The following is a 23,446-nucleotide window of genomic DNA, read 5'->3' as shown; positions in this document are numbered from 1 at the left end:
TACAAACAAAAAACCTCATAATCCGCGGGCGGCGCCCCCTGCTCAACGCGCCCCGGGGGGGGGGGGGGGGGGGGGGGGCGCCCCCCCCCCCGGAGGTGGTCAGCCCCACTCGTCGTCATCCGTCGTGAACTTCGTTGCTCGGAAACCATCTCGGTCCGCGCCGCGTCCGTCACCCGTACGTAAACTCGCCTGACAGCAAGTCCTCACCGCACGGGGGAGTATCGCGGGATGTCTGAAAGCGCCCTCTCTGTTCCTGGTTTCGCCGAATTGGACGACGGCAGCGCCATGGCCTACCGCAAAGCCGTCCTGCTGGGCCGCTTTGTCCGAGAGGAGATCGCCACATCCCTGGGCACCGACACGGCCACCGTGGCGGGCATCGAGCAGGTCCTGTCCGCGCTCAGCCTGCTGCGCCCCATGCCGGGCGAGCCCGACCTGCTGGTGGCGGTGAGCCCGGACGCCGCCGCGACCGACCTGGTAGGGGCGACCGAGAGCCACATCCGTGAGCTCCAGCAGGCGGTCACGGACGTGCGCACCCAGATGCGTTCCCTGCTGCCCGCCTACTTCGAGAGCCGCCAGCAGCGCAACCAGACCGAGGCCATCGACGTGATCAGCGACCTCTCGGTGCTCCAGGCGATGCTCGACGAGTGTGGCGAGCGCTGCCGCACCGAGGTGCTCAGCGCCCAGCCCGGTGGGTCGCGGCCTTCCCCCCTGCTGACCAACGCCCGCCGCAAGACTCTGGAGCGCCTGGAGCGGGGGGTCCGGATCCGTCACCTCTACCAGCACACCGTGCGCCGGGATCTGGCCACCACCGCGTACGTACGGGCGGTCACCTCCAGCGGGGCCGAGGTGCGCACCACCGACGAACTCATCGACCGGATCGTCGTCTACGACCGGGAGGTGGCCTTCCTGCCCGAGCAGCACGTGGTGGGCCGGAGGCCCGGCGCGGTCGTGGTGCGGGAGCCGACGCTGGTGGCGTTCGTGTGCAAGGTGTACGACCACCTGTGGGCGGGGGCCACGCAGTTCAGCGCGGACGCCGAGGACACCCCCGAGGTCACCGACGACCTCAAGCGCTCGATCGTCAAGCTGATGGCGCAGGGGTACAAGGACGAGCTGGTGGCCCGGCGCCTGGGCATGTCGGTGCGCACCTGCCGGCGCTACATATCGCAGATCATGCTGGACGTGGAGGCCCACAGCCGGTTCCAGGCCGGGGTCAACGTCGCGCAGACCGGGCTGCTCGACCAGGGGTGAGACGGCCTGGGTGGGACCGCCTGTGGGACGGCGCGGGTGGGACAGCCCGGGCGGGACGGCCGGGGAGCGGGTGACAGTAGGTGTCAGAGAGCAAGTTGCCAACAGCACGGCCTGGATTCGGCCATGCGGTCGGCGCCACCCTGTCCTGGCGGGTCGCGAGGGACGCGGCCCTCTGAGGGAGGCGGCGATGAAGAGCACCGCGGTGGCTCCCTGGCCGCCGGCCGCCACCGCCGCGCGCCATCTGGTGCACCGGCGCCGTCCTCCTCCTCTACGGCCGTCGCGCCGGCTGTAGAGGAGGAGTTCGTCCTCACCGGCCTCCTCACCGGCCTCCTCACCGGTCTCCCCGGCGGTTTCCCCGGCGACGGGCCCGGCCGCTTCCACAACCGATGGTGCGGACGGCGCACCGGGCCGGGCTGTGGGCGCAGACGGTGGAACTGGCCGACGGCATGACGCGGTTCGTGGAGGCCCGGGCCTCCTGGGAGCTGTGGGAGGCGGCACACGGGCTGGCGCTGGACGCGGCCAGGCGGCTGGGCGACCTGGAGGCGGAGGCGCGGCTGCTGCGGTCGCTGGGCGATCTGTCCTGGCAGCGGCGGCGGCTGTCGACGGCCGGCGACTACTACGAGCGGGCGCTGCTGACGGCGGACGCGGCCCCGGCGGCCTGCGAGCGCGGCCGGGCGCTGGTCGGGCTGGCCGACCTCCAGCTGGACGCGGGCGCGGTGGAGGGCGCGGCGGCGCTGCTCTCCCCCGCGCTGGACGCGGTCGCCGACGATCCGCGCGGGCGCTACGAGGCCCGCCGCGTGCAGGGCCTGGTCGCCCTGGAAACGGACGGGCCGGCGGCCGCGCTCGCCCACTTCACCGCCTGCCTCGACCTGGCCGGCACGCTGGGCGACGCCCGCCTGGAGTCCTACGCCCGGCGCTGGCCGGACCGCGTCACCACCCCGGCCGCGGCGGGCGCGCCGGGCTGGTGCGAGGTCCGCCCGGGCATCTGGCGCACGGCGGCGTGACGGGGCGGGGCGAGGCGGGGCGAGGCGGGGCGAGGCGGGGCGGGGCGAGCCCTACGGCCGTCGCCGGCTGGAGGGCGTCGCCGCCTCCCCGGGCGCCTGCTGCCAGGCCCGGGGCCAGTTGCCGGAGGGCGGGGGTGGGCCCGCGATCCCGAGGTCGCGGCGCGCGCACACGTAGAACGCGTCGCGGGCCCGGCTCACCTCCTTCTCCGCGCTCGTCCACCCGGCGGGGTCGTCCCTGAGCCCGCGCGCGTACAACTCGACGTTCCACACGGCTTCGTGCCAGGCGCGAGCCGCCGCGATGGCTTCGGCATCACCCACGAGCAGCACCGACTCCCACTCGGCCGCGCGCCTCGACTCCGCCTCGGCCAGCTGCGCGAGGCCTTCGCCCGGGTCCAGAGGATCCGCCACGTTCTCGAAACCCCTGGCCGCCCCGATGCGCTGCGCGATGCGTATCTGTTCCTTCAGGGTGCTCGCGTAGTTCGCGTAGGTGAGGAACCTCTTCTCGTCCCAGCGCTCCGCCCGCGCCCGCCGCCAGCGGCTCCGCTCGGTGAGGCTGGCCACCGCGTACGAGCCGACGGCTCCGACGACCACGCCGATCAGCGCCGGAAACTGATCCCATGTCCCCATCGATCCCCCGTCCAAGAGCGCGGCCAGACGAAAGCACAATGCACCATGCCGTGCCCGCGGGCTCTGGGGAAACACCCCCTCCCGCATGAACCCGGGGGAGGCGACGCACGGCCCGGCTGCGAGACCGGCTCAACCGCGCTCTGTGGCCCGGGGGTGGCCCGTGCCCGCGAATGTGATCCAGCAGGTGTCATGGGCGGTGTCCACGAGGTACCAGATGCGGCCGCCGCCGGTTACTTCGATCTGCCACTGCTCGCAGGTCTGTCCGCGGTGGGTTCCGTGCGCCAGTTGGCCCTACAGCTGGTGGTGGCGAGGCGTTCCGGTGGAGGGCCTCGGTCCCGTGCGCATGGTGACCGGCGCAGGGGGTGCGGCGCGGTCGCCGCGGCCCGGCGTCATGCGACCGTGCGCGGATCGGCCGCCGGGCCGTAGTCCGTGTCGTTGTCACGGGTCAGCGCCGCCAGCAGCTCGGGGTCGGAGTGGACCTCGGCGGTGTGCTGCCATGCAATGAGCATGTGAGCGATGGACGCGTTGTTGCCGATGGAGTCGGCGGCGCGCATGGTGTCGACGAGTTCGACGGCGAAGGCGTGGACATCGGGCTCGGGGAGGAAGCTGACCCAGGGAAAGGCGTCCGGCAGCACGTCGAGGAGCAGTTCCATGCTGCCGGGCTCCCGCCGCGCCATCGCAGCCAGTATCCGCGTCGCGGCCGACACCACGCTCTGGTCTTGCTCAGCCCGTGCCACGGTGGTGAGGACCAGGTCCTCGCCGTCCCTGCGGTGCAGCAGCAGCCGTGGTGACTCTTTGAGCCGGGCGAGCGTTTGCTTGTTCTTGTTCACCAGCTCGGAGAAGTTCACGGCAGCGTTCTCAGTGCTCATGACTTTGAAACTATTTCGAAATTGATGGGGCGGCCATCACCCGCACGAGGGACACGGGCGAGGCCGGGGGTACCACGGTTCCTCCAGCGGGACGGCGGCGTTGCGAAGTGATTTTCGCCAGAACGTGCAGCCGATTGCTTGGGAGGGCTGAAGCGGGCGCGTGGCGGCGGCCCAGGCCGGGCGGCCGAGCCGGGGCGCCCGGGCGGTAGGGGGCGGGTCCCCTTTAGCGGCGTCTTAGGACGGGCTGACGCAATGGGCGGTAAGAAAGGAGCTTTTCCATGACCCGATACCTGATCAGCTTCGCTCCCTGGATCGCGTACGCCTGCATCGCCACGAGCGATGAGTGGCGCAGCGGCGCCCAGTGGGGCCTGGCGATCGCCTGCATCGTGCTCTTCCGAGGCCGCCGCTCGGGCAAGAAGTGGGACGAGATGGTGATCGAGTTGAGCGCGGCCGTGTTCTTCGCCGGAATCACCTTGCTGTCCTACAAGCAGCCCGATTCCTCCCTCATCCCGTACGGCCCGGCCTTGGTCGACGTGTGGCTGGCGGCGACCGCGTTCGGCTCGCTGCTGATCGCCAGGCCCTTCACTCTGGGCATCGCCCGCACGATGGTGCCCAAGGAGGTCTGGAAGTCCAAGGTCTTCGTCCGTACCAACACCGTGATCACGCTGGTGTGGGGGCTGTCGTTCGCGGCCGCGGCCGCGCTGCTGTGGGTCCTGATCCACAACGATCCGAAGGCGACCGCGGTGGCCATCGCGATCAAGGTCGTCACCTTCGTCATCCCGGTGATGTTCACGATCAAGTACCCGGCCGTGGTCCGCGCCCGGCAGGGCCAGGCCCAGCCGACCCGGTGAGCGCCGTGCGTCCGGCGCCGCGACGACGCCGCTGTCCTCGCCGAGGACGGCGGCGTCGTGGTGCTGCTGCGGGGCCGGTCCGAGGAAGGTTAGGTGGGGTCGAGCGGGTGGATGCCCGTGCCCTCGTACGCCTCGGGGGTGAGGGAGAGAACGGTGACGGGCTCACCCGTCTTCGCCGCCTGCCAGGCGATTGCCGCCGGGTGGGTGAGGGCCCAGTCGGTGGTGGGCCAGGCGGGCGGCGTCCGGGGCGTGCGTGGCGGTGAAAGGGATGGTCTCGGCGAAGCGCAGGCGTGCGGTGGGCCGCCGGCGCCGGGCGTCGCCCGCTCTGCGGCAAGGACTGACAGGGCCGGGATCAGGACCCGGCCGGTGCCCCTTGACGACTCGATGTAGAGGCGATCGAGCAGGTCTGCCCGGGCCCGCTGGCCCGCTGTCCGGCTGCTGACGTCGGCCATGCCCGCTCCTTGAAGGTTCGCTGGAGGTGCCGGCGCGGGCCGGGACGGATGGGAGGTCTCGGACCGCGCGGGCCGAGCGTAGGCATCGGGCGGGTGCGTGCAGTCCCCCTGCCCGGACCCCTACCGGCCGCGCGGGACCCGCGCCCGCACGGGTCCGCGTACGCCGTCGGCGGCCCTCGCACCACCGCCGACCAGGGCGGTTGGGCCCGGCGGCGCAAGCCGTAACTATCTGCCGTGCAGCTTGCTGCCACCGTTCTGCGCTGGCAGGAAGGAGACACGGCTCCGCACGCTTGGACGTGCAAGGGGCCCGGCCCGGGGAAACAGGTGACCCGTGCCCGGGCGCACATGGCCGCGGCCCCGGGGGACCGCCTGTCGCCGCACGACGTCGCCGGCCCGAGGAGACACCATGACGGTCGCATCCACCACCGCCCCCGAACTGGGGCACGGCACGGCCACGCGCCACCTCATCCACTGCCCGCCCTCCTGGGACCGGTACCTGCTGGAGGCGCCGGGCAGCAGCGAGGAGCACTTCGTGCTCGCCGGGGACATTCCGGCGGCCCACCCGCTGTTCAGCGACGGCCCGGGGCGTTTCCACGACCCTCAGCTGCTGACCGACACGGTGCGGGAGATCGGCGAGTTCGTCGGGCACCAGTACTTCGGGGTGCCCGGGGACCGGGTGGGGCTCTTCCACCGGTTCGCACTGGAGCTCACGGACCTGGCCGGCTGGCGGACCGGAGCGGACCGGGCGCGGCTGCTGACCCGGATCGCGGTGGCGCCCGTGAACGTGGTGGGCGGGGTGCCGCGCGGGCTGGAGTTCCGCCTGGAGGCGGCCATCGACGACGTGGTGTGCGCGGCGGGCAGCGCGGGCCTGGTCTTCCTGATGCCGGTGCTGTACCGCAACCACGTGGCGCAGAGCCGGCGGGCCCCGGACGGCCCGGCCGCGCCCGGCCCTTCGTGGCCGGTGGCCCCGGCCGAGGTGGGCCGGCGCAGCCCCGGCAACGTGGTGGTGCGCGAGGCCGCGCCCGTGGCGCCCGGACCCCGCGCCGACTACGGGCCGGGGCCCGGCCGGCTGGACACGTGGATCGTGCCGCGCCCCTGCGATCCGGTGTTCGCCGGGCCGGGCGGGGGCGGGCTGTCGGGTCTGCTGCTGCTGGAGGGCATGCGCCAGAGCGCCCTGCTGGCCGCCGCGCGCACCGGCGGGATCGAGGCGGGCCGGGCCGTGCAGGACTCCTTCGAGGTCCGCTTCAGCGGGTACGCGGCGGACGACGTGGCACTGCGGTGCGCGGCGGTGGTGCGGGCGGGACGGACCGCCGCGGAGGTCGCCCTGACGGTGACGCAGAACGGCCGGCCGGTCGCGGACGCACGCGCACGCGTGGTCCAGGACTACTAGGAACGGCCGGTCTGATGGAGTTCGGGCTGCTCGGCCCGGTGGAGGTCACCGGCGAACCCACGACCGCGGGGCGGGCGCACGCCCCGAAGGCCGCGAAACTGCGGGTGGTACTGGCCGCCCTGCTGATGCGCGCCGGCGAGGTGGTCTCGGCGCCCGCGCTGATCGACGAGCTGTGGCCGACCGATCCGCCGCGCACGGCGACGACCACCTTGCAGGTGTACGTGTCCCAGTTGCGCAAGATGCTGTGCGCGGCCGACGCCGAGCACGGTCCGCGGACCCTGCTGACCCGGCCGCCCGGCTACACCCTGCAGCTGGGGCCGGCCCGCCTGGACGTCGCGGAGTTCGAGCAGTTGCACGCTCTGGGGCGGGCCGCGCTGGCCGCCGGCGATCCGGAGCGGGCCGCCGCGCTGCAGCGCCGGGCGCTGGCGCTGTGGCGGGGGCCGCTGGCAGCCGACACCCCGCACGGGCCGCTGCTGGAGGCCGCGGCCGTGCGGCTGGCGGAGACCCGGGCCGCGGCGCTGGACACCCGGCTGCGGGCCGAGCTGGCCCTGGGGCGCCACCACGAACTGGTCGGCGAGCTGGGGGAACTGGCCGCGGGGCAGCCGCTGCGGGAGGAGCTGCACGGGCAGTTGATGCTCGCGCTGTTCCGCTGCGGCCGCCAGGCGGAGGCCCTGGAGACGTTCGCCCGCCTGCGCCGCACCCTGGTCGCGGACCTGGCCATCGAACCCGGCCCCGCCCTGCAACGCCTCCACCACCGCATCCTCACCGGCGACCCGGCCCTCCTGCCCACCTCCCTGCGGACACCCCCCTGCACCTGCCACGGCTCTCCGGCGCCGGCCAACTCGTCACACCCGCGGCCCGCACCGTCCGGCGGCGAACCGCACGACCCGGCGGAGGCAGCACCCGCCCGGCTCCGGGAGCCGACACCGGCCCCGTCGGCGCGGCCCCGCGTCGGGGCGCCCCGACGCGGGACCCCGGCGTGGGAACGCCCCGGCCACTGGCTCGGCCCAGAAAACGAACCGGATGCCCTGGTTCCCCCCAACTCGCCGCAGCCCCACAGCCCGGCGCAACGCCACAGCCCGGCCTCGCGGCACAACTCGCCGCAGCAACACGTCACGGTGCAGCCGCACAGCCCGGCACAGCCGCTCGGCCCGGCCTCGCCGCAGCCCCACAGCCCGGCACAGCCGACCCGCACGGCCCCACTGGACAGCACGTCGCCGCCGCTCCCCTCGGCCCCGCCGCACGGCCCGGCGCAGCCGACCGGTACGGCCTCGCTGCACAGCACGCCGCATCTGCTCGGCCCGGCGCAGCCGCACGCGGGTCCGCCCGCCCCGCCGGGAGGCCCCTGGCGGGCGGCGGAGCCCGGGACCGCCGCGCTCGCCGGCGCGGTGGCCGAGGCGCACGCCGCCGGGCTGTGGGCCAGCGTCATCCGGCTCGCCGACGCGCTGACCGCGCCGGTGGAGGCGGGCGCGGCCTGGCCGGAGTGGGCCCACACCCACACCCTGGCCCTGGACGCGGCCCGCCGCTGCGGCGACCGCCCGGGCGAAGCCCGGATGCTGCGCTCGCTCGGCGATCTGGCCTGGCAGCAGGGCCGGTCGGCGGCCGCCCACGCGCACTACGAGGAGGCCCGGCTGACGGCCCACCACTGCGGGGCGTACGAGGAACACGGCCGCACCCTGGCCGCACTGGCCGACCTCCGCCTGGAGGAGGGCGCCCGCGAACGGGCCCGCGAACTCCTCGACCAGGCCCTGACCCAGTGCCCCGGCCCCGGCCGGGCCCGCTTCGACGCGCTGCGTGCCACCGCGCTCCTGGCCCTGGACGAGGGGGACGGCCCGGCCGCCGCCCGTTGCTTCGCCCAGGCCCAGGACGTGGCCCGGGCGCTGGGCGAACAGCGGCTGGAGGCCTACGCCCGACGTGCCGGCCGGGCGGTGTCCGACGAGGCCCGCCACCGGGAGGTCCGCCCGGGCATCTGGCGCCTGCACGCCCCCGCCCCGCGCCCGGCGGCCGTCCAGGTCGGTGAAACCTCCGCGTAGCGTTCGCCGCCGCATGCACACCACCCTTACCGAGCACGCCCGGTGCGTCTGGGGCGACGAGTACGGCCCGACGCCCCCGTGCGAAGCCCGCGAGCACCACTGGATGTACTTCGCGGAAGAGCTGACCTTCGCCGACGCCGAGACGATCCTCGCCATGCTGCGCGAACTGTGCCCGCACGTGATCGACGGCTTCCTGCCCGTGTGGGTGCGCAACCTCGTCTACCGGCTGATCCTGTTCCAGCGGCCCGACGACCCGGCGATGATGCGGGAGGCGTCCCTCAACCTCGTGGCGCACGGCCCTTCCTGGGACGGCATCGCCGACGACCTCCGCGCCCGCGCGGACGCCCTCGACCCGGAGGGAAGCAAGCCGGGGCGGATCCCGGGGTAGGCATGCGTCCGCCCGGCCCGGCTTCGGCCGCGCTTCGGCCGCGCTTCGGCCGCGCTTCGGCCGCGCTTCGGCCGCGCTTTGGCCGCGCTTTGGCCGCGCTTTGGCCGGCCGCGGGAGGGTGGCGGGCCCGTGCCCGGCTCCGGAGCCGGCCGGGTGGGCGGAACCGCGGAGCACGAGGGGGCGCCTGATGACGGTGGAGACGTACGGGGGGACGGTAGCGGAGACAGCCGCCCGGGCGCCGGCGGGTCCCCCCACCGCCCTGGTGGGACGGGAGGCCGACGCGCGGACGCTGTCCGGCCGGCTGGCCGCCGGGCGGCTGCTGACCGTGACCGGGCCCGGCGGCGTCGGCAAGAGCGCGCTGGTGCGGGCCCGGCTCCCGGAGCTGACCGCACGCTTCGGCGCCGTCGCGCACGTCGACCTGGCCGCCGTCGGCACGGAGGCCGAGGCCGCCGCGCTGGTGCGCTCCGCGCCGCCCGGCGGCCTGCTGGGCTGGACGACTGCACGGTGGGCGGGCCCGTACTGGCCCGCGAGCTGGCGCACTCGGCCGCCACCGTACTGGTCACCGCGCGCCGCCCGCTGCGGGTGTCGGGCGAGCAACTGCTGGCGCTGGCCCCCCTCGACGTACCGCCGCCGGGTGCGGGCGCGGCGTGGGATCCGGCCGAGCTGGAACAGGTCGCCTCCGTCGCCCTGTTGGTCGCGCGGGCCGCCGAGGTGCGGTCCGGTTTCGCCCTGACGGAGGAGAACGCCCCGGCCCTGGCCGGGCTGTGCACCCTGCTGGAGGGGCTGCCGCTCGCCCTGGTCCTGGCGGCGGAGCGGCTGCGGCTGTTCACCCCGCAGGTGCTGCTGGCCCGCCTCGCCCAGGGCGGCAGCGCGCTGACCGGCCTGGCGGGCGGGCCCGCCGACGCGCCCGCGCGGCACCGCGCGCTGGGCGCGCTGGCCGCATCCCAGCTGGCCGGGCTGGAGCCGGCCGAACGGCACCTGCTGGAGCGGCTGGCGCCGTTCGCTCCCGGATTCGGGATGCGGATGGCCGGCCGGGTCCGGCCCGCGGGGCACGCCCCGTTCGAGCCGGTGCTCGACACCCTGCTGGACGCGCACCTGGTGACCGGGGCCGACGGCGGCCCCGAGCCGCGCCTGACGGTGCCCGAGCCGGTCCGCTCCCACCTGCTGGAGCAGCTCGGCCAGGACCGGCGCCTGGAGGACGTACGGGACCGGCACGCGGAGGCGTACCAGCAGCTCGTACTGGCCGCCGAACCGCGTCTGACCGGCCCCGAGGAGGTCCGCTGGCTGCGGATCCTGGACGCCGAACACGCCAACGTGGCCGGCGCGCTGGACCGGCTGGAGGCGCGCGGGGACCGGGAGTCGGCGGCCTCGGTGCTGCTGGCGCTGTGGACCCCGTGGCTGGCGTACGGGCACCTCGCCGAGGGGCTGCGCCGGTGCGAGCGGCTGCTCGCCGAGCAGCCCGGGCGCCCGGCTCCCGCCGAGTCCGTACAGGCCCGGCTGATCGACCTGTCGGCCTCCTTCACCCTCGCCCCGGGCGATGCGGACCTCGCGGTACGCCGGCACCGGCGCGCCCTGGCGCTGTGCAAGCGGCTCGGGGACCGGCGCCAGAGCGCGCTGGTCACCGCCCGCCTCGGGATCGCCCTGCTGCACCTGCCCGACGCCGAGGCCGCGGAGGCGGCGCTGCGGCCCGCCCTGACCGCGCTGGAGTCGCTGGGCGCCGCCGCCCCGGCGGCCGAGGCGGCCACCGCGCTGGCCCGGGCCCTGCGGCTCGGCGGCGGGGCGGGGCTGCGCAGGGCCGCCGAGCTGCGGGAACAGGCGCTGGACACGCACCGCCGGATCCGGGGCGCCTGCGGGCTCGCCCATGCGCTGACCGAGGCGGCCGCCGCGGCGCTGGACCCCGGCGCCGGGGAAGAGCCGGACGACCTGGGGGCGTTGAGGGCCCTGCGGGAGGTGCTGGAGCTGTACGCGGGGCTCGGGGAACGCACCCGGCTGCCGGCCGCCTTGGAGACGTACGCGCTGGTCATGCTGCGCGCATCACCCCGCACCGGTCCACGGCGCACCCGACCACGCTCACCGGGCACTACACCACCGAGAACGGGATCATCCTGACCACGCTGACCATCCCGAACAACGGCAGCTGAGCCTCAAGCGTTCTCAACCGTTCTCAAGCGGTCGCAGGCGTTCTCAAGCGGTCTCGGGCGTGTAGAGCGCGGCACCGATCCGGAAGCCGCCGGGCAGTTCCGCCGAGTGGAACAGCCATTCCTCGCCCCGGCCCACCGAGCCGTCCGGCCGCTGGACCCGTACCGGCCGGCCGTCGGGACCGAAGCCGAACTGTCCGAACGGGAATCCCGCGCCCCAGCCGACGGCCTTGCGGTACGCCTCCTTGAGCGTCCACAGCCGCACCAGTTCGCCGTCCCGCTCGCGCGGCGCCAGCCGGGCCAGCGACACCAGCTCGTACGGGGTGCACACGCGGCGCCCGGCGCCCGAGCCGTAGAGCGGCCGGTCCGACCTCTCGACGTCGACGCCGACCAGGCCCCCGCCGCTCACGCCGACGAGCACGATGCCCGCCGCGCAGCTGACGCTGACGTCGACTCCCTCGCATCCGGCCAGCACCGGACGGCCCGCCACGCCCCAGTGGACCGCCCCGCCCGCGTCGCCGCCGATCGCGCGGCCGAGCCGCTCCAGCAGCGTCCGCGCGCCCGTGTACCGGTCGCGGTCCTCCGGGGAGACGAGTCCGGCCCGCCGTCCCGCGTCGGACTCCGGCCCGGCCGGCAGCCGGTCCAGGCGTGCGTAGAGCAGGGCGGAACCGCCCTTGCGGACGAGCTCACCGGCCCAGTCCCATTCCGGCCCCGCCTGCGGACCCGACGCAGTGACCTCCACCGGTCCGTCCAGCACCACCGACACCCGCCCAGCCGACACCATGAGCCCCACCCCACGCCCGCCCGCGCCGACCTCACCGGCGGCGGGAATACGGAATTTCTGACAAACCATCCCAATCCGGTACCCCTGAGGGCCCAGTCAGCCCTCATTCTCCGACCGCGGGCTAAACGACTGCTAAAAGCCCCGGCGCCCTGCCGCAGGATGTGCGGCATGACATCCGATCTTGTTATCGAAAGGGCGGGCGATGAGGCCGCCCTGCGGGACTGGCGCCAGGTGCACAACCTGATCATCCCGACCGCCCCGCTGTCGCCGCAGGAGGTACGGGAGCGCTCGGGGCGCAACCTGCTGGACGTGGCCCGCCTCGGCGACGTGCTCGTGGGCTGCATGACGGTGCGCCCGCCGGCGGACGACCCGGCGACCGCCACCGTGATCGCGCGGGTCCTGCCCGAGTACCGCGGCCGGGGGTTCGGCCGCGCCCTGTACGAGCACGGCCTGGCCCAGGCACGGGCACTCGGGGCCACGGTGATCGAGACCGTGGTCCTGGAGTCCAACACGCAGGGCCTGCGCTTCGCCGTGCGCCACGGCTTCACCGAGACCGACCGGTACGTCCTGCCGGGCGACACCCTCGCCTTCGTCGACCTGCGCCTGGAGCAGGAGCATGTCTGAGCTCGACGCGGCGTCGTGGGTCCGTCTCGAACTCGACGCGGCGGCCTTCGACGCCGCGCGGTTCGCGCCGTACGTGGAGAACTGCCGGGCCGCCGGGATCGGCTCCACGACGATGGCCGCGCTCGGTGACGGCCCCGAGCCGCGGCGGGCGCTGTACGAGCTCAACAAGGAGTGCTCGGCCGACATCCCGGGGCGCGGCGCGTTCTCCTCGTACGAGGAGAACGTACGGGTCCGCTTCGAGGCGCCCTCCTACGATCCGCGCGGGGTCGTGATCGCGTACGACGGCGATGCGTGGATCGGGATGTCGGCGACGTCCGACCACCGCGCGGACGGCTTCGTCTTCAACGAGATGACCGGCGTCCGGGCGCCCTACCGGGGCCGCGGGATCTCCCTCGCCCTCAAAACCCTCGGCATCGCCTTCGCCGGCCTCTGCGGCGTCTCCAGGATCCGCACGGTCCACCACGCCGCCAACACCCGTGCCATAGCCATGAACCGCCGCCTCGGCTACACGGACGCCCCTACTCCAGCAGCTCGTTGACCTCGGCGTACGGCAGGGCGTCCGTGGCGAAGGTGAAGGTGCCGTCTTCGGTGATTTCGCGGGCGGCGCGGGTGAGTGCGCCCAGGGCGGTGCGGGAGAGGGCGGAGCCGGTGCTGATGCGGCGCACGCCCAGGGCGCCGAGGTCGGCGACGGAGAGCTTCAGGGCGCCGCCCATCAGGACGTTGACGGGTCGGGAGAGTGCGGAGCAGACCGCGCGGATGGCGTCGGCGTCCGGCAGGGCCGGGGCGTAGAGCACGTCGGCGCCGGCCGCCTCGTAGGCCTGGAGGCGGCGGATGGTGTCGTCGAGGTCGGGGCGGCCCTGGAAGAAGTTCTCGGCGCGGGCGGTGACGGTGAAGGGGAAGTCCAGCCGCCCGGCCGCCTCGACGGCGGCCGCGACCCGTTCCACGGCTTCGCCGAGCGGGCGCACCGGGTCCTCGTCGCGGCCGGTGGAGTCCTCGATGGAGCCGCCGACCAGGCCGGCGTCGGCGGCGAGCCGGATGGTCTCGGCGACGTCATCGGGGCGCTCCCCGAAGCCGCTCTCCAGATCGGCGGTCACCGGCAGGCCGGTGGCGTCCACGATAGCGCGGGCATTGGCGAGGATCTCGGCGCGGCCGACCCGGTTCGCACCGTCGGGCCGCCCGAGGCTGTGGGCGAGTCCGGCCCCGGTGGTGGCCAGGGCGGCGAAGCCGAAGCCCGCCAGGAGCCGCGCGGTACCCGCGTCCCAGGGGTTCGGCACGACGAAGGGACGCGGCCCGGCGTGCAGGTCCCGGAAGGCGACGCCCCGCTGGTACTGGGCTTCGGCTGCGGCGGTGCGGTTCATGTCGTTCTCCTGGAAGTGCGGGCAGCGGTACGGCGGCAGTTGCGGAGGTCAGTCGGCGGTGCGCACCGGTTCCCCGCCGCCCGGCGGGGCGGCCGGCGGCGCGGCGGGGCGCCTGCGGGAGACCCCGACGCCGGCCAGGCAGATCGCCCCGCCCAGCAGGGTCAGCCAGCCGGGGATCTCGTCGAGGGCGACCCAGGCGATCAGTACGACGAGGGCCGGCACCGCGTAGGTGGTCGCGCCCATCTTCCCGGCGGTGGTCCGCGCGAGCGCGTACGTCCACGTGGTGAAGGCCAGGGCCGTCGGGAACAGCCCCAGGTAGACCATGTTGAGGGTGGCGGTGAGCGGGGCGTCGGGCAGTTCGGCGACGAGCTGCCCGGCGAAGGGGAGGGTGACGGCCGTGCCGACGAAGCAGCCGTACGTCGTCACCTGGATCGGACTGGCGTGCTTCAGCGCCGGCTTCTGCGAGACCACCCCGGCCCCGTAGGCGAGGGCCGCGACCAGGCAGAGCAGCACGCCGGACAGTGAGGCGGATTCGCCGTTGGAGGTGGACACGCCCACGACGGCGGCGCCCGCGAAGGAGACCCCCATCCCCGCCAGCAGCATCGGCGGGAAGCCCTCCTTGAGAAGCCACCCGCTGAGCAGGGCGATCACGATCGGTCCGATGTTGACGACCATGGCCGCCGTCCCGGCGTCCACGAGCTGCTCGCCCCAGTTCAGCGTCACCATGTACAGGCCGAACCAGAGCACCCCGGAGGCCAGGATCCCGGGCCATGCCTCGCGGGCGGGCAGCGGTACGCGCTTGACGAGCAGGACGATCCCGAGCGCGACCGAGGCCGTCAGCAGCCGGCCCAACGCCAGCGCCCCGGGACTGAAATGGGCGGCCGAGGAACGGATCGCCACGAAGGCGGAGGCCCACAGCACGACGGTGATGCCTGCGGCTATCAGGGCACGCTGATCGCTTCTGGCATCGCCAGCCGTTTGCTCCATGCGAGCAAGTTACTCACAGCAGCCCCACCTGCCCACTTGGTTTCCCCGCGTCACGGCGCGGTGAACAGTGCGCGCAGCACGGCCGCGTACGCCCTCGGGTGGGTGGTGTTGCCGTTGTGCCCGCCCGGGAAGCTGCGTATCTCCGTGCCCAGCAGATCCGCCAGGGCCGTGGCGCACCGGCGGTCGAAGACGGTGGAGGGGGTGGCCGCGCCCACGGCCGGGACGATCCGCGTGGTGGTGGCGGCGAGGGCCCTCAGGTCGAGGGTGGCGTCCTGGATGACCGCCGAGAAGTCGTGCTCGACGAAGTACGCGAAATTGGCGCGGCGCCGGTCGTCCATGGGCTGCGGGGTGAGGCCGGGCTCGGTGTCGGGGCGGGACAGGTCTATGCCGACGGCCCGGGCGATCTCCGGGAAGACGGCGCCGAGCCCGCCCGAGCGGTGTATCTCCTGGAGTTCCGCGAGTTCCGCCTCGTGGCGGACGCGGTCGGCCGCGGGCAGCAGCCGCGGGGCGACCGGCTCGTGGGCCACGAGAGTGGCGACCCGGCCCGGGTGCCGGGCGGCCAGGTGCAGTCCGATGACGGCGCCGAAGCTGCAGCCGAGCATCAGGGCGGGCTCGTCGGTGAGGGAGGCCAGCAGCCGGCGCACGTCCTCGGCGTGCTCGTCGAGGGACGTGGTCCGCCCGGGCTCGTCGAGCCGGCTGCGGGAGAGGCCCCGGCGGTCGTAGGTCAGGACGGTGAAGTCCCCGGCGAGGTGCGATACCAGGTCGATGCTGCGGTCGGCGTCCCCCTCGCCGCTCTGCGCGATGAGCAACAGCGGCCCCGAGCCCTCGAGTCGGTAGTGCAGGGCGGCGCCGGGCACCGGCAGGGTCCCGGTGGTGGCAGCGGTGGTGGCAGCGGTGGTCGTGGTCGTGCGGGACATGGTGGCTCCCTCTCTCTTCGCATGTCGCTTCGGATCTCCTTCTCTGCGATCAGGCTAACCCATCGAAACAGATACATCAATAGCGATGGATCGGAATCGATGCGTCTGCGGTAGCGTGGAGCCGTGGATGGAATCGAACTGTTCCTGCTCGGCCGCGCCCTGATGAAGCTCGGCGAGGAGGCCCTGCCCGAACCCCCCGGCGGATCCGGCCAGTACGCCGGAGGCACCCGCTCCGTGGTCATCGTGGCCGGGGACATCGCCGCGCACCCGGACACCACCGTGGGCGAGACGGCCCAGCGGACGGGCCTGCCGCAGAGTCAGGTCTCGGGCGCCGTCGCCCGCCTGCGGGAGGCCGGCTCCGTGGAGACGGCCCCCGACCCCGCCGACCGCCGCCGGACCCTGGTCCGCCCGGCGCCCGGGACGTCCGCGCGGGTGGCCGCCGTACGGGCCGCCGGCACCTCCAAGGTCGAGGAGGCCCTCGCCAAGGCGCTCGGCGACGCCGCCGCGCAGGCCCAGGTGGCCGGCGCCCTGGAGGTCCTGGCCCGGTACCTGGTGCCCCGCGGCGCGGCGGCCGGCGAGGCCTAGAACCCGTCCGTCAGCAGCAGCTTCTTCTGTGGCTTGCCCATGGCGTTGCGCGGGACGGCGGAGACGAAGCGGACCTCGCGCGGGCGCTTGTGCACCGACAGGTGGGCGGCGACGAAGTCGGTCAGTTCGGCCCCGGTGACCCCTTCGGCGACGACGAAGGCGACGATGCGCTGGCCCAGGTCGGCGTCCGGGACGCCGACCACCGCGGCCTCGGTGACCTTGGGGTGGTCCAGCAGGGCGTTCTCGATCTCCCCGGCGCCGATCCGGTAGCCGCCCGACTTGATCATGTCGATGGAGGCGCGGCCCACGATGCGGTGGACCCCGTCGGTCTCCTCGACGGCCGCGATGTCGCCCGTACGGAACCACCCGTCCTCGGTGTACGCGGCGGCCGTCGCCTCCGGGCGGCCCAGGTAGCCGGAGAACAACGTCGGCCCGGTGAGCTGCAGTTCGCCGATCTCGGCACCCGGCTCGGCTGCGATGCGGGTACGGATGCCGGGCAGCGGGGTGCCGACCGTGCCGGGGCGGACCGCGCCGCCCGCGCGGCCGCTGACGGTGATCAGCGTCTCGGTCATCCCGTAGCGCTCCACGGGGCGCAGGCTGGTGAGGCGTTCCAGGTCCCGGAAGACGGGCGCCGGCAGCGCGGCGCTGCCGGAGACGAGCAGGCGGGCGCCCGCGAGCGCGGCGGCCTCCCGCGGAGCGCGGGCGACGCGGGACCAGACGGTGGGGACCCCGAAGTAGAGGCTGCCGGCGGCCTCGGCGTAGGCCTCGGGGGTGGGGCGGCCGGTGTGCACCAGCCGGCTCCCGGTGCGCAGGGCGCCGAGGACGCCGAGGACGAGCCCGTGCACGTGGAACAGCGGCAGCCCGTGCACGAGGGTGTCCTCGGCGCTCCACTGCCAGGCTTCGGCGAGGGCGTCGAGATCGGCGGTGATCGCCGCGGCGGACAGGACGACGCCCTTGGGCGGGCCGGTGGTGCCGGAGGTGTAGAGGACGAGGGCCGGATCGCCGGGGGCCGCGGCGGACGCGGGGGTCCGGTCGGAGCGCCGGGCGAAGTCGACGTCGAGGAGCTCGGCGCCCGAGTCCCGCAGGATGTGCTCGCGTTCGGCCGGTCCGGCGTCGGGCGGCAGCGGTACGAGGGGCACGCCGGCCAGCAGTGCGCCGACCGCGGCGGCGACGGTCTCGAGGGTGGGGGTCGCGGTGACGGCGAAGGCCGGGGCGCCGGCGACGTCCGCGGCCACGGCCCGGGCCGCGCCGAGGAGTTCCTCGTACGAGGCGGTGCGGCCGGCGACGCTGACGGCGTCCGGGCGGTCTCCGTATGTGCCGGTGAGTGCGGTGAGCACGGGCGGCGTCCCCCTGCGGTGTGCGATGTGGCTGGTCGGGGCCAGGGTACGGCGCAGGCCGCACCCCGCACCCCGCCCACCGCCCATCGCCCGCCGCCCGCCGCCCGCCGCCGTCAGATCACGCCCTGGGCCAGCATCGCGTCCGCCACCCGCTCGAAGCCGGCGATGTTCGCGCCCGTCACGTAGTCGCCCGGCGCGCCGTAGCGGGCGGCCGTCTCGTACGAGACCTCGTGGATGTCGCGCATGATCGAGGCGAGTTCGTCCTCGACGCGCTCCGCGCTCCAGGCCACCCGGCCGGCGTTCTGGCTCATCTCCAGGGCGCTGACCGCGACGCCGCCCGCGTTCGCCGCCTTGCCCGGGCCGAAGGCGACCCCGGCTTCCTGCAGGAGGCGGACGGCGTCGGGGGTGGTGGGCATGTTGGCGCCCTCCGATACCGCGCGGACCCCGTTCGCGATCAGCAGCCGGGCGTCCTGCGCGGTCAGTTCGTTCTGCGTGGCCGACGGGAAGGCCACGTCCGCCGGGACCTCCCACACCCGGCCGCCGGGGACGTAGCGGGCGGAGGAGCCGCGGCGCTCGGCGTACTCGCTCACCCGCCCTCGTTCGACTTCCTTGATCTGCTTGAGCAGGGCGAGGTCGATGCCCTTGTCGTCGACCACGTAGCCCCGGGAGTCGGACGCCGTCAGCGGGTTGGCGCCCAGCTGCTGGAGCTTCTCGATGGTGTGGACCGCCACGTTGCCGGAGCCGGAGACGACGGCGGTGAGGCCGTCCAGGGCGGCTCCGCGCCGCCCCAGCATCTCGGCGGCGAACAGCACGCTGCCGTAGCCGGTGGCCTGGGGGCGGATCGCGGAGCCGCCCCAGCCGCGGCCCTTGCCGGTCAGCACGCCGGCCTCCCAGCGGTTGGTGATGCGCCGGTACTGGCCGAAGAGGTAGCCGATCTCCCGGCCGCCGACGCCGATGTCGCCGGCCGGGACGTCGGTGTGCTCGCCGATGTGGCGGTGGAGTTCGGTCATGAAGGACTGGCAGAAGCGCATGACCTCGGAGTCCGACCTGCCGTGCGGGTCGAAGTCGCTGCCGCCCTTGCCTCCGCCGATGCCGAGGCCGGTCAGCGCGTTCTTGAAGATCTGCTCGAAGCCGAGGAACTTCACCACGCCGATGTCCACGGACGGGTGAAAGCGCAGGCCCCCCTTGTACGGTCCGAGCGCGCTGTTGAACTCGATGCGGTAGCCGCGGTTGACGTGGACGCGACCGTGGTCGTCCTGCCAGGGGACCCGGAAGATGATCTGCCGCTCGGGCTCCACGAGCCGTTCGACGAGCCCCGCCGCCGCGTACTCGGGTCGCGCCGCGAACACGGGGGCCAGGGTGTCCAGGACCTCCCGTACCGCCTGGTGGAACTCGGGCTGGGCGGGGTTGCGGCGTTCGATGTCGGCCCGCAGCGCGTCCAGCCGGTCCTTCGGGTCCTTCACGATCTGCTCCTTTTGTGGGTCGGGCCGGCGCCGGCTCAGGCTGGCCGGCGCCCGCTCAGGCTGGTCGGCGCCAGCTCCCGGCATGGCGGAAGTCACTGGTCCGGATCCGGTCCCAGCCGGAGGCTACCGTGCGCGGCTGCTCCGTTCCCGGGTCTTCGGACCTGCTCAGCAGGGCCGTCAGGACCGCCATCACGGCGGCCGTCTCCGCCGCGTCGGGATTCCCGCCGGTGATCCGCCACGGCTCCGGGGCCCGCCCCGCGGCCGGCTCGCCGTCCGGGGCCCGCTCCGCCGCCGTCATACCGGCGGGTTGCCGTGCTTGCGCGACGGCAGGTCGGCGTACTTGGTGCGGAGCATCGCGAGCGCCCCGACGAGCACCGAACGGGTCTCGCCCTGGTCGATGACGTCGTCGACGAGGCCGCGTTCGGCCGCGTAGTACGGGTGCATCAGCTCGGTGGTGTACTCCTTGATCTTCTGTGCGCGCATCGCGTCGGGGTCGTCCGCGGCGGCGATCTCGCGACGGAAGATGACGTTCGCCGCGCCCTCGGCGCCCATCACCGCGATCTCGTTGGTCGGCCAGGCCAGCGCCAGGTCCGCGCCGATGGACCGCGAGTCCATGACGATGTACGCGCCGCCGTACGCCTTGCGCAGCACCAGCGAGATCCGGGGCACGGTGGCGTTGCAGTACGCGTACAGCAGCTTCGCACCGTGCCGGATGATCCCGCCGTGCTCCTGGTCCACGCCGGGCAGGAAGCCGGGGACGTCGACGAGGGTGACCAGCGGGATGTTGAAGGCGTCGCAGAACTGCACGAAGCGCGCCGCCTTCTCCGAGGCGTGGATGTCCAGGACGCCCGCGTAGCTGGCGGGCTGGTTGGCGATGAAGCCGGTGACGTGCCCGTCCATCCGGGCGAGGGCGACCACGACGTTGCTCGCCCAGGCCGACTGGACCTCGAAGTAGTCGCCGTCGTCGACGATCTCCTCGATGACCTTGCGGATGTCGTACGCCTGCTGCGGGTTGACCGGGACGATGCCGCTGAGGGCGTCGGTGCGCCGGTCCGCGGGGTCGTCGGTGGCCTCGTGGGGCGCCATCTCGCGGTTGTTGGCGGGCAGCAGCGAGATCAGGTGGCGCACCTCCTCCAGGCAGGTCTCCTCGTCGTCGTACGCGAAGGCGGCCACCCCGGAGGTGCCCGCGTGCACGTCGGCGCCGCCGAGGCCGTTCTGGGTGATCTCCTCGCCGGTGACGGCCCGTACGACGTCGGGGCCGGTGATGAACATCTGCGAGGTGTCGCGGACCATGAAGATGAAGTCCGTGAGCGCCGGGGAGTAGGCGGCGCCGCCCGCGCACGGTCCGAGCATGACCGAGATCTGCGGGATGACTCCCGAGGCCTTGGTGTTGCGCTGGAAGATGCCGCCGTAGCCGGCCAGCGCGGAGACGCCTTCCTGGATACGGGCGCCCGCGCCGTCGTTGAGCGAGACGAGCGGGGCGCCGGCCGCGAGGGCCATGTCCATGATCTTGTGGATCTTCGTGGCGTGGGCCTCGCCGAGCGCCCCGCCGAAGATCCGGAAGTCGTGCGCGTACACGAAGACCGTGCGGCCGTCCACGGTGCCCCAGCCGGTGATCACACCATCGGTGTAGGGGCGCTTGGCTTCCAGTCCGAAACCGGTCGCGCGGTGTCTGCGCAGGGCCTCGATCTCGTGGAACGAGTCCGGGTCGAGCAGCAGGTCGATCCGCTCGCGGGCGGTCAGCTTGCCCTTGGAGTGCTGGCGTTCGGTGGCCCGCTCGTCCGGCCCGGCGAGCACCTGGGCCTTGATCTCGGCCAGTTCCGCGGCACGGTCCTGGGCGGGTATGGGTGGCGCGTCGATGATGGTCATGTGGCTCCTCCAGGTCTGCGGCCGGATTCCAGCCACCGTCGCGGGCGAGGCTCAAGACGCCTTGGAAGGACACTCGAATCCCACGCGACACCGGGTCCTGAGGCCCTTATGATCGGCTGACTTGACCATTCGATGACCTTGATGACCTTTCCCTGACCAACGGGAGCGACGAGGGGGAATCGGAGGAAGCGGACATGGATCTCGCTCGGCTCGCGTCGCTCGTCGCGGCGACCCTCGCCACGGGCCTGGTCGCGGGGCTGTTCTTCGCCTTCGACGTCTCGGTCATGCCGGCCCTGAAGCAGTCCGACGACCGGACCCTCATCGCGGTGATGCAGCGGATCAACGTCGCCATCCTCGGCGGCTGGTTCCTGCTCGCCTTCCTCGGCGCCCCCCTCTTCACGGGACTGGCGCTCGCCCTGCACCTGCCCGCCGACGGGCACGGCGCGCTGGCACCGCTCGTCGGGGCGCTCGTCGCCCACGCGCTCGCGCTGGCGGTGACGGGGCGGGTGAACATCCCGCTCAACAACGCCCTTGAGGCGGCCGGGCCGGTCGAGAGGATCGCCGACCCCGCCGCCGTGCGCCGGGCGTTCGAGGCGCGCTGGGTTCCCGCCAACCGGTGGCGCACCGTGCTGTGCACGGCGGCCCTCGGCTTCCTGGTGTGGGCCCTGCTCGCACACTGAGCCCGGCCCGCCCCGCCTGCCCCAGCCCCCGCCCTGCCCCGCCCTGCCCCGCCCTGCCCGCCCGTACGGGTATCTCAGGCGCTCTCCACCGCCACGAGCGCCCGGCGGGCGGGGACCGCCGCCGCGGTGACGGCCGGCCGCTCCTCGCGCAGCACCTCCCGCAGGGCGAGCGCGAAGCGGTCGATGTCCGCGGGGGTGTTGTCGTGGTGGACGGAGGCGCCGACGGCCGTGGCACCGGCGGCCGAGGCCGGGTGCAGCGGGGTCTCCTGCGCGACCGCCTTGCGCACGACCACCCCGCGCCGGGCCAGCCCGCGGCGGATGAGGGCGGCGGGCACCTCGTCGTGGCGGAAGCCCACGATCCCGGCCTGCTCCCGCCCCGGGGCGAGCAGCCGGATCCCGGGCAGCCGGCCGACCGCGGCACGCAGCCGCGGCAGGAGGCTCTCGTACGGGTGGGACGCGTCCGCCTCGTGCCGGACGAGTGCCTCGTGCAGCGCGGCGACGGCGGCGGCGACGGGCGGCCGCGCGAGCGACTCCCCCAGGCCCGGGTCCACGTAGCCGAACCCGATGCCGTCCGGGCCGCGCAGGAACCGCCACCCGTCGGCGGTGAGCAGGGCGCAGCCGATGCGCGCGGCGTCGACGGGGAGCTGGCCGACGGAGTGGGACGCGTCGACGGCGTACAGCGCGCGGTGGGGGGCGAGGAGCCGGCCGACGGCCTCGACCGGGTTGACGGTTCCGCAGGCCGAGGAGACGTGGACGACGGAGACGAGCGCGACGTTCTCATCGAGGTGCTCGCGCATCCAGTCGAGGTCGAGGTCGCCGTCCTCGCGCAGCGGCACGACTTCGAGGGTGCAGCGGGTGCGGTCGCGCAGGGCGACGAGCGTGGCCAGGTGGGCCACGCCCTCGTGCGGGGTGGTCCAGATCCGGTCGCCGGGGCCGAGCGGGAGGCGCGAGACGAAGGATTCGAAGCCGTCGGCCGCGCCGGTGAACAGGGCGGTGTGCCGGGCCGGGACGCCGAGCAGCGCGCCGAGGCGCTCGTGGATGCCGGTGTCGAGGACGGGGCCGAGGCTCTCCTCCAGCACGTAGGGCCCGAAGCGGTCGTCGCGCGCCGTGCAGTCGGCGAGCACGGCGTGCACGGCCGCGGGCATCCGGCCCGTGCCCGCGGTGTTCAGGTGGGCCGTCGGGGCCCGGTGGGTTGTCTGCGCGTTCACTTCGGGGGCCTCCCCTCGCTGTTGGGGCGTACCGGATGTTGCCATCTGTTCTGGCAATACATTGCCCAGAATCAGCGAGCATTGGCAACGGCCGCTCCGGCGGGACTCTAGTTCCGGAGGCCAGCCCCTCTTGTGCCAAAAGAGGTTGGCAATAGTTGGCAAGCGGGCGTGCCGGTCCTGCCAGGACCAATGTTTCCGCAGGTCAGATGGGGTGCACAGGAGGCGAGACAAAGGTCCGGGCAGGGCGAATCCAGGGGGTTTTCCCGGGATGTTGAGCGCATCTCCAGCGAATGCCGAGTGAATCCCGAGGAGGCGTTGCCAATCTTCTTGGCAGAGAGGTTGCCAAGCAGGAACGAAACACTTGCCACGGAGGAGTCACCATGAAGAACATCGCCCGCGTCTTCGCCACCACCGCCCTCGTCGGCGCCGCCGTCCTGACCGCCGGCGGCATCGCCCAGGCCGACAGCGGCCCGAACACCGACTGGCCCTTCGCCCTGGCCTCCTCGGCCTCCGGACCTGGCACGGACTGGCCGGTCGGCCCCAACACCGACTGGCCGGTGGCCCCGAACACCGACTGGCCGTAACCGCCCGGACGCGTCGCCCCGGCAAGGTTTTGCCAGACCGACCGCAGCCC

24 protein-coding genes are annotated in these 23,446 nt (G+C 74.1%); 12 read left to right on the top strand and 12 right to left on the bottom strand.

What is annotated here, in order from left to right:
* Positions 1-228 precede the first annotated feature (228 nt).
* Positions 229-1,248 (top strand): hypothetical protein, encoded by a 1,020-nt coding sequence (locus ACFWB8_RS04935; RefSeq protein ID WP_377779155.1) that lies wholly within the window; start codon positions 229-231, stop codon positions 1,246-1,248.
* A gap of 386 nt (positions 1,249-1,634) precedes the next feature.
* Positions 1,635-2,252, top strand: a complete 618-nt coding sequence (locus ACFWB8_RS04930; protein WP_385222569.1) for a hypothetical protein — start codon at positions 1,635-1,637, stop codon at positions 2,250-2,252.
* A gap of 51 nt (positions 2,253-2,303) precedes the next feature.
* On the opposite strand, the gene ACFWB8_RS04925 is transcribed toward ACFWB8_RS04930, so the two are convergent.
* Entirely contained in the window at positions 2,304-2,879 is a 576-nt protein-coding gene (locus ACFWB8_RS04925; protein WP_385222566.1) for a hypothetical protein, read from the bottom strand.
* Between the two features lie 389 nt (positions 2,880-3,268).
* Entirely contained in the window at positions 3,269-3,748 is a 480-nt protein-coding gene (locus tag ACFWB8_RS04920) for a hypothetical protein (protein ID WP_377779142.1), read from the bottom strand.
* 278 nt (positions 3,749-4,026) lie between these two features.
* Between ACFWB8_RS04920 and ACFWB8_RS04915 the strand changes: the two genes are divergently transcribed.
* The gene (locus ACFWB8_RS04915; RefSeq protein WP_385222563.1) at positions 4,027-4,599 is read left to right on the top strand and encodes a hypothetical protein; all 573 of its coding nucleotides are present in this window, start codon (positions 4,027-4,029) and stop codon (positions 4,597-4,599) included.
* Positions 4,600-4,688: 89 nt separating this feature from the next.
* Here ACFWB8_RS04915 and ACFWB8_RS04910 read toward each other — a convergent pair whose 3' ends face one another.
* Complete coding sequence (locus ACFWB8_RS04910; RefSeq protein WP_377779137.1) at positions 4,689-5,051, bottom strand: hypothetical protein; 363 nt, start codon at positions 5,049-5,051, stop codon at positions 4,689-4,691.
* Positions 5,052-5,457: 406 nt separating this feature from the next.
* Between ACFWB8_RS04910 and ACFWB8_RS04905 the strand changes: the two genes are divergently transcribed.
* From ACFWB8_RS04905 to ACFWB8_RS04890, 4 genes are all read left to right on the top strand, one after another.
* On the top strand, positions 5,458-6,441 hold the full coding sequence (locus ACFWB8_RS04905; RefSeq protein WP_377779136.1) for an AfsA-related hotdog domain-containing protein: 984 nt from the start codon (positions 5,458-5,460) through the stop codon (positions 6,439-6,441).
* 14 nt (positions 6,442-6,455) lie between these two features.
* Entirely contained in the window at positions 6,456-8,474 is a 2,019-nt protein-coding gene (locus tag ACFWB8_RS04900; RefSeq protein ID WP_385222559.1) for a BTAD domain-containing putative transcriptional regulator, read from the top strand.
* 13 nt (positions 8,475-8,487) lie between these two features.
* Entirely contained in the window at positions 8,488-8,862 is a 375-nt protein-coding gene (locus ACFWB8_RS04895) for a hypothetical protein (protein WP_385222557.1), read from the top strand.
* 504 nt (positions 8,863-9,366) lie between these two features.
* Complete coding sequence (locus ACFWB8_RS04890; protein ID WP_385222555.1) at positions 9,367-10,971, top strand: ATP-binding protein; 1,605 nt, start codon at positions 9,367-9,369, stop codon at positions 10,969-10,971.
* A gap of 75 nt (positions 10,972-11,046) precedes the next feature.
* On the opposite strand, the gene ACFWB8_RS04885 is transcribed toward ACFWB8_RS04890, so the two are convergent.
* Positions 11,047-11,784: a 4'-phosphopantetheinyl transferase superfamily protein gene (locus ACFWB8_RS04885; RefSeq protein ID WP_385222552.1), complete on the bottom strand. Its 738-nt coding sequence runs from the start codon at positions 11,782-11,784 to the stop codon at positions 11,047-11,049.
* A gap of 168 nt (positions 11,785-11,952) precedes the next feature.
* Here ACFWB8_RS04885 and ACFWB8_RS04880 point away from each other — a divergent pair, with 168 nt between their 5' ends.
* Both ACFWB8_RS04880 and ACFWB8_RS04875 read left to right on the top strand, forming a co-directional pair.
* A complete protein-coding gene (locus tag ACFWB8_RS04880; RefSeq protein ID WP_385222549.1) occupies positions 11,953-12,408 on the top strand; it encodes a GNAT family N-acetyltransferase in 456 nt (151 codons plus the stop codon).
* Positions 12,401-12,946, top strand: a complete 546-nt coding sequence (locus ACFWB8_RS04875; RefSeq protein WP_385222546.1) for a GNAT family N-acetyltransferase — start codon at positions 12,401-12,403, stop codon at positions 12,944-12,946. The genes ACFWB8_RS04880 and ACFWB8_RS04875 overlap by 8 nt, the downstream gene beginning before the upstream one ends.
* Here the strand turns inward: ACFWB8_RS04875 and ACFWB8_RS04870 are convergent.
* The 3 genes from ACFWB8_RS04870 to ACFWB8_RS04860 are packed head-to-tail and all read right to left on the bottom strand — an operon-like array spanning position 12,927 to position 15,670.
* On the bottom strand, positions 12,927-13,766 hold the full coding sequence (locus ACFWB8_RS04870) for an oxaloacetate decarboxylase (RefSeq protein ID WP_385222544.1): 840 nt from the start codon (positions 13,764-13,766) through the stop codon (positions 12,927-12,929). The two genes, ACFWB8_RS04875 and ACFWB8_RS04870, sit on opposite strands and share 20 nt — an antisense overlap.
* A gap of 48 nt (positions 13,767-13,814) precedes the next feature.
* Complete coding sequence (locus tag ACFWB8_RS04865; protein ID WP_385222541.1) at positions 13,815-14,753, bottom strand: DMT family transporter; 939 nt, start codon at positions 14,751-14,753, stop codon at positions 13,815-13,817.
* A 50-nt stretch (positions 14,754-14,803) separates the two neighbouring features.
* A complete protein-coding gene (locus tag ACFWB8_RS04860; protein ID WP_385222538.1) occupies positions 14,804-15,670 on the bottom strand; it encodes an alpha/beta fold hydrolase in 867 nt (288 codons plus the stop codon).
* A gap of 162 nt (positions 15,671-15,832) precedes the next feature.
* Here ACFWB8_RS04860 and ACFWB8_RS04855 point away from each other — a divergent pair, with 162 nt between their 5' ends.
* Positions 15,833-16,255 (top strand): MarR family transcriptional regulator, encoded by a 423-nt coding sequence (locus ACFWB8_RS04855; RefSeq protein WP_385222641.1) that lies wholly within the window; start codon positions 15,833-15,835, stop codon positions 16,253-16,255.
* Here ACFWB8_RS04855 and ACFWB8_RS04850 read toward each other — a convergent pair.
* From ACFWB8_RS04850 to ACFWB8_RS04835, 4 genes are all read right to left on the bottom strand, one after another.
* On the bottom strand, positions 16,252-17,592 hold the full coding sequence (locus tag ACFWB8_RS04850; RefSeq protein ID WP_385222535.1) for an AMP-binding protein: 1,341 nt from the start codon (positions 17,590-17,592) through the stop codon (positions 16,252-16,254). The two genes, ACFWB8_RS04855 and ACFWB8_RS04850, sit on opposite strands and share 4 nt — an antisense overlap.
* 113 nt (positions 17,593-17,705) lie before the next feature.
* The gene (gene gdhA / locus ACFWB8_RS04845) at positions 17,706-19,055 is read right to left on the bottom strand and encodes an NADP-specific glutamate dehydrogenase (protein WP_385222532.1); all 1,350 of its coding nucleotides are present in this window, start codon (positions 19,053-19,055) and stop codon (positions 17,706-17,708) included.
* A 55-nt stretch (positions 19,056-19,110) separates the two neighbouring features.
* Positions 19,111-19,353 (bottom strand): acyl-CoA carboxylase epsilon subunit, encoded by a 243-nt coding sequence (locus tag ACFWB8_RS04840; protein ID WP_385222529.1) that lies wholly within the window; start codon positions 19,351-19,353, stop codon positions 19,111-19,113.
* A complete protein-coding gene (locus ACFWB8_RS04835) occupies positions 19,350-20,924 on the bottom strand; it encodes an acyl-CoA carboxylase subunit beta (RefSeq protein WP_385222526.1) in 1,575 nt (524 codons plus the stop codon). The genes ACFWB8_RS04840 and ACFWB8_RS04835 overlap by 4 nt, the downstream gene beginning before the upstream one ends.
* A gap of 194 nt (positions 20,925-21,118) precedes the next feature.
* On the opposite strand from ACFWB8_RS04835, the gene ACFWB8_RS04830 reads away from it, so the two are divergent.
* Entirely contained in the window at positions 21,119-21,604 is a 486-nt protein-coding gene (locus tag ACFWB8_RS04830) for a DUF1772 domain-containing protein (RefSeq protein ID WP_385222524.1), read from the top strand.
* Positions 21,605-21,678: 74 nt separating this feature from the next.
* Here ACFWB8_RS04830 and ACFWB8_RS04825 read toward each other — a convergent pair whose 3' ends face one another.
* Positions 21,679-22,812, bottom strand: a complete 1,134-nt coding sequence (locus ACFWB8_RS04825) for an aminotransferase class V-fold PLP-dependent enzyme (protein WP_385222521.1) — start codon at positions 22,810-22,812, stop codon at positions 21,679-21,681.
* Between the two features lie 380 nt (positions 22,813-23,192).
* Between ACFWB8_RS04825 and ACFWB8_RS04820 the strand changes: the two genes are divergently transcribed.
* Complete coding sequence (locus ACFWB8_RS04820) at positions 23,193-23,396, top strand: hypothetical protein (RefSeq protein ID WP_385222519.1); 204 nt, start codon at positions 23,193-23,195, stop codon at positions 23,394-23,396.
* The last annotated feature ends 50 nt before the right edge of the window (positions 23,397-23,446 follow it).

This window comes from Streptomyces sp. NPDC060031, assembly GCF_042736805.1.
In the GTDB taxonomy this organism is placed as follows: Bacteria; Actinomycetota; Actinomycetes; order Streptomycetales; family Streptomycetaceae; genus Streptomyces.
The sequence above is the reverse complement of the archived record's forward strand: the minus strand, read 5'-3'. Positions and strand labels throughout refer to the sequence as shown.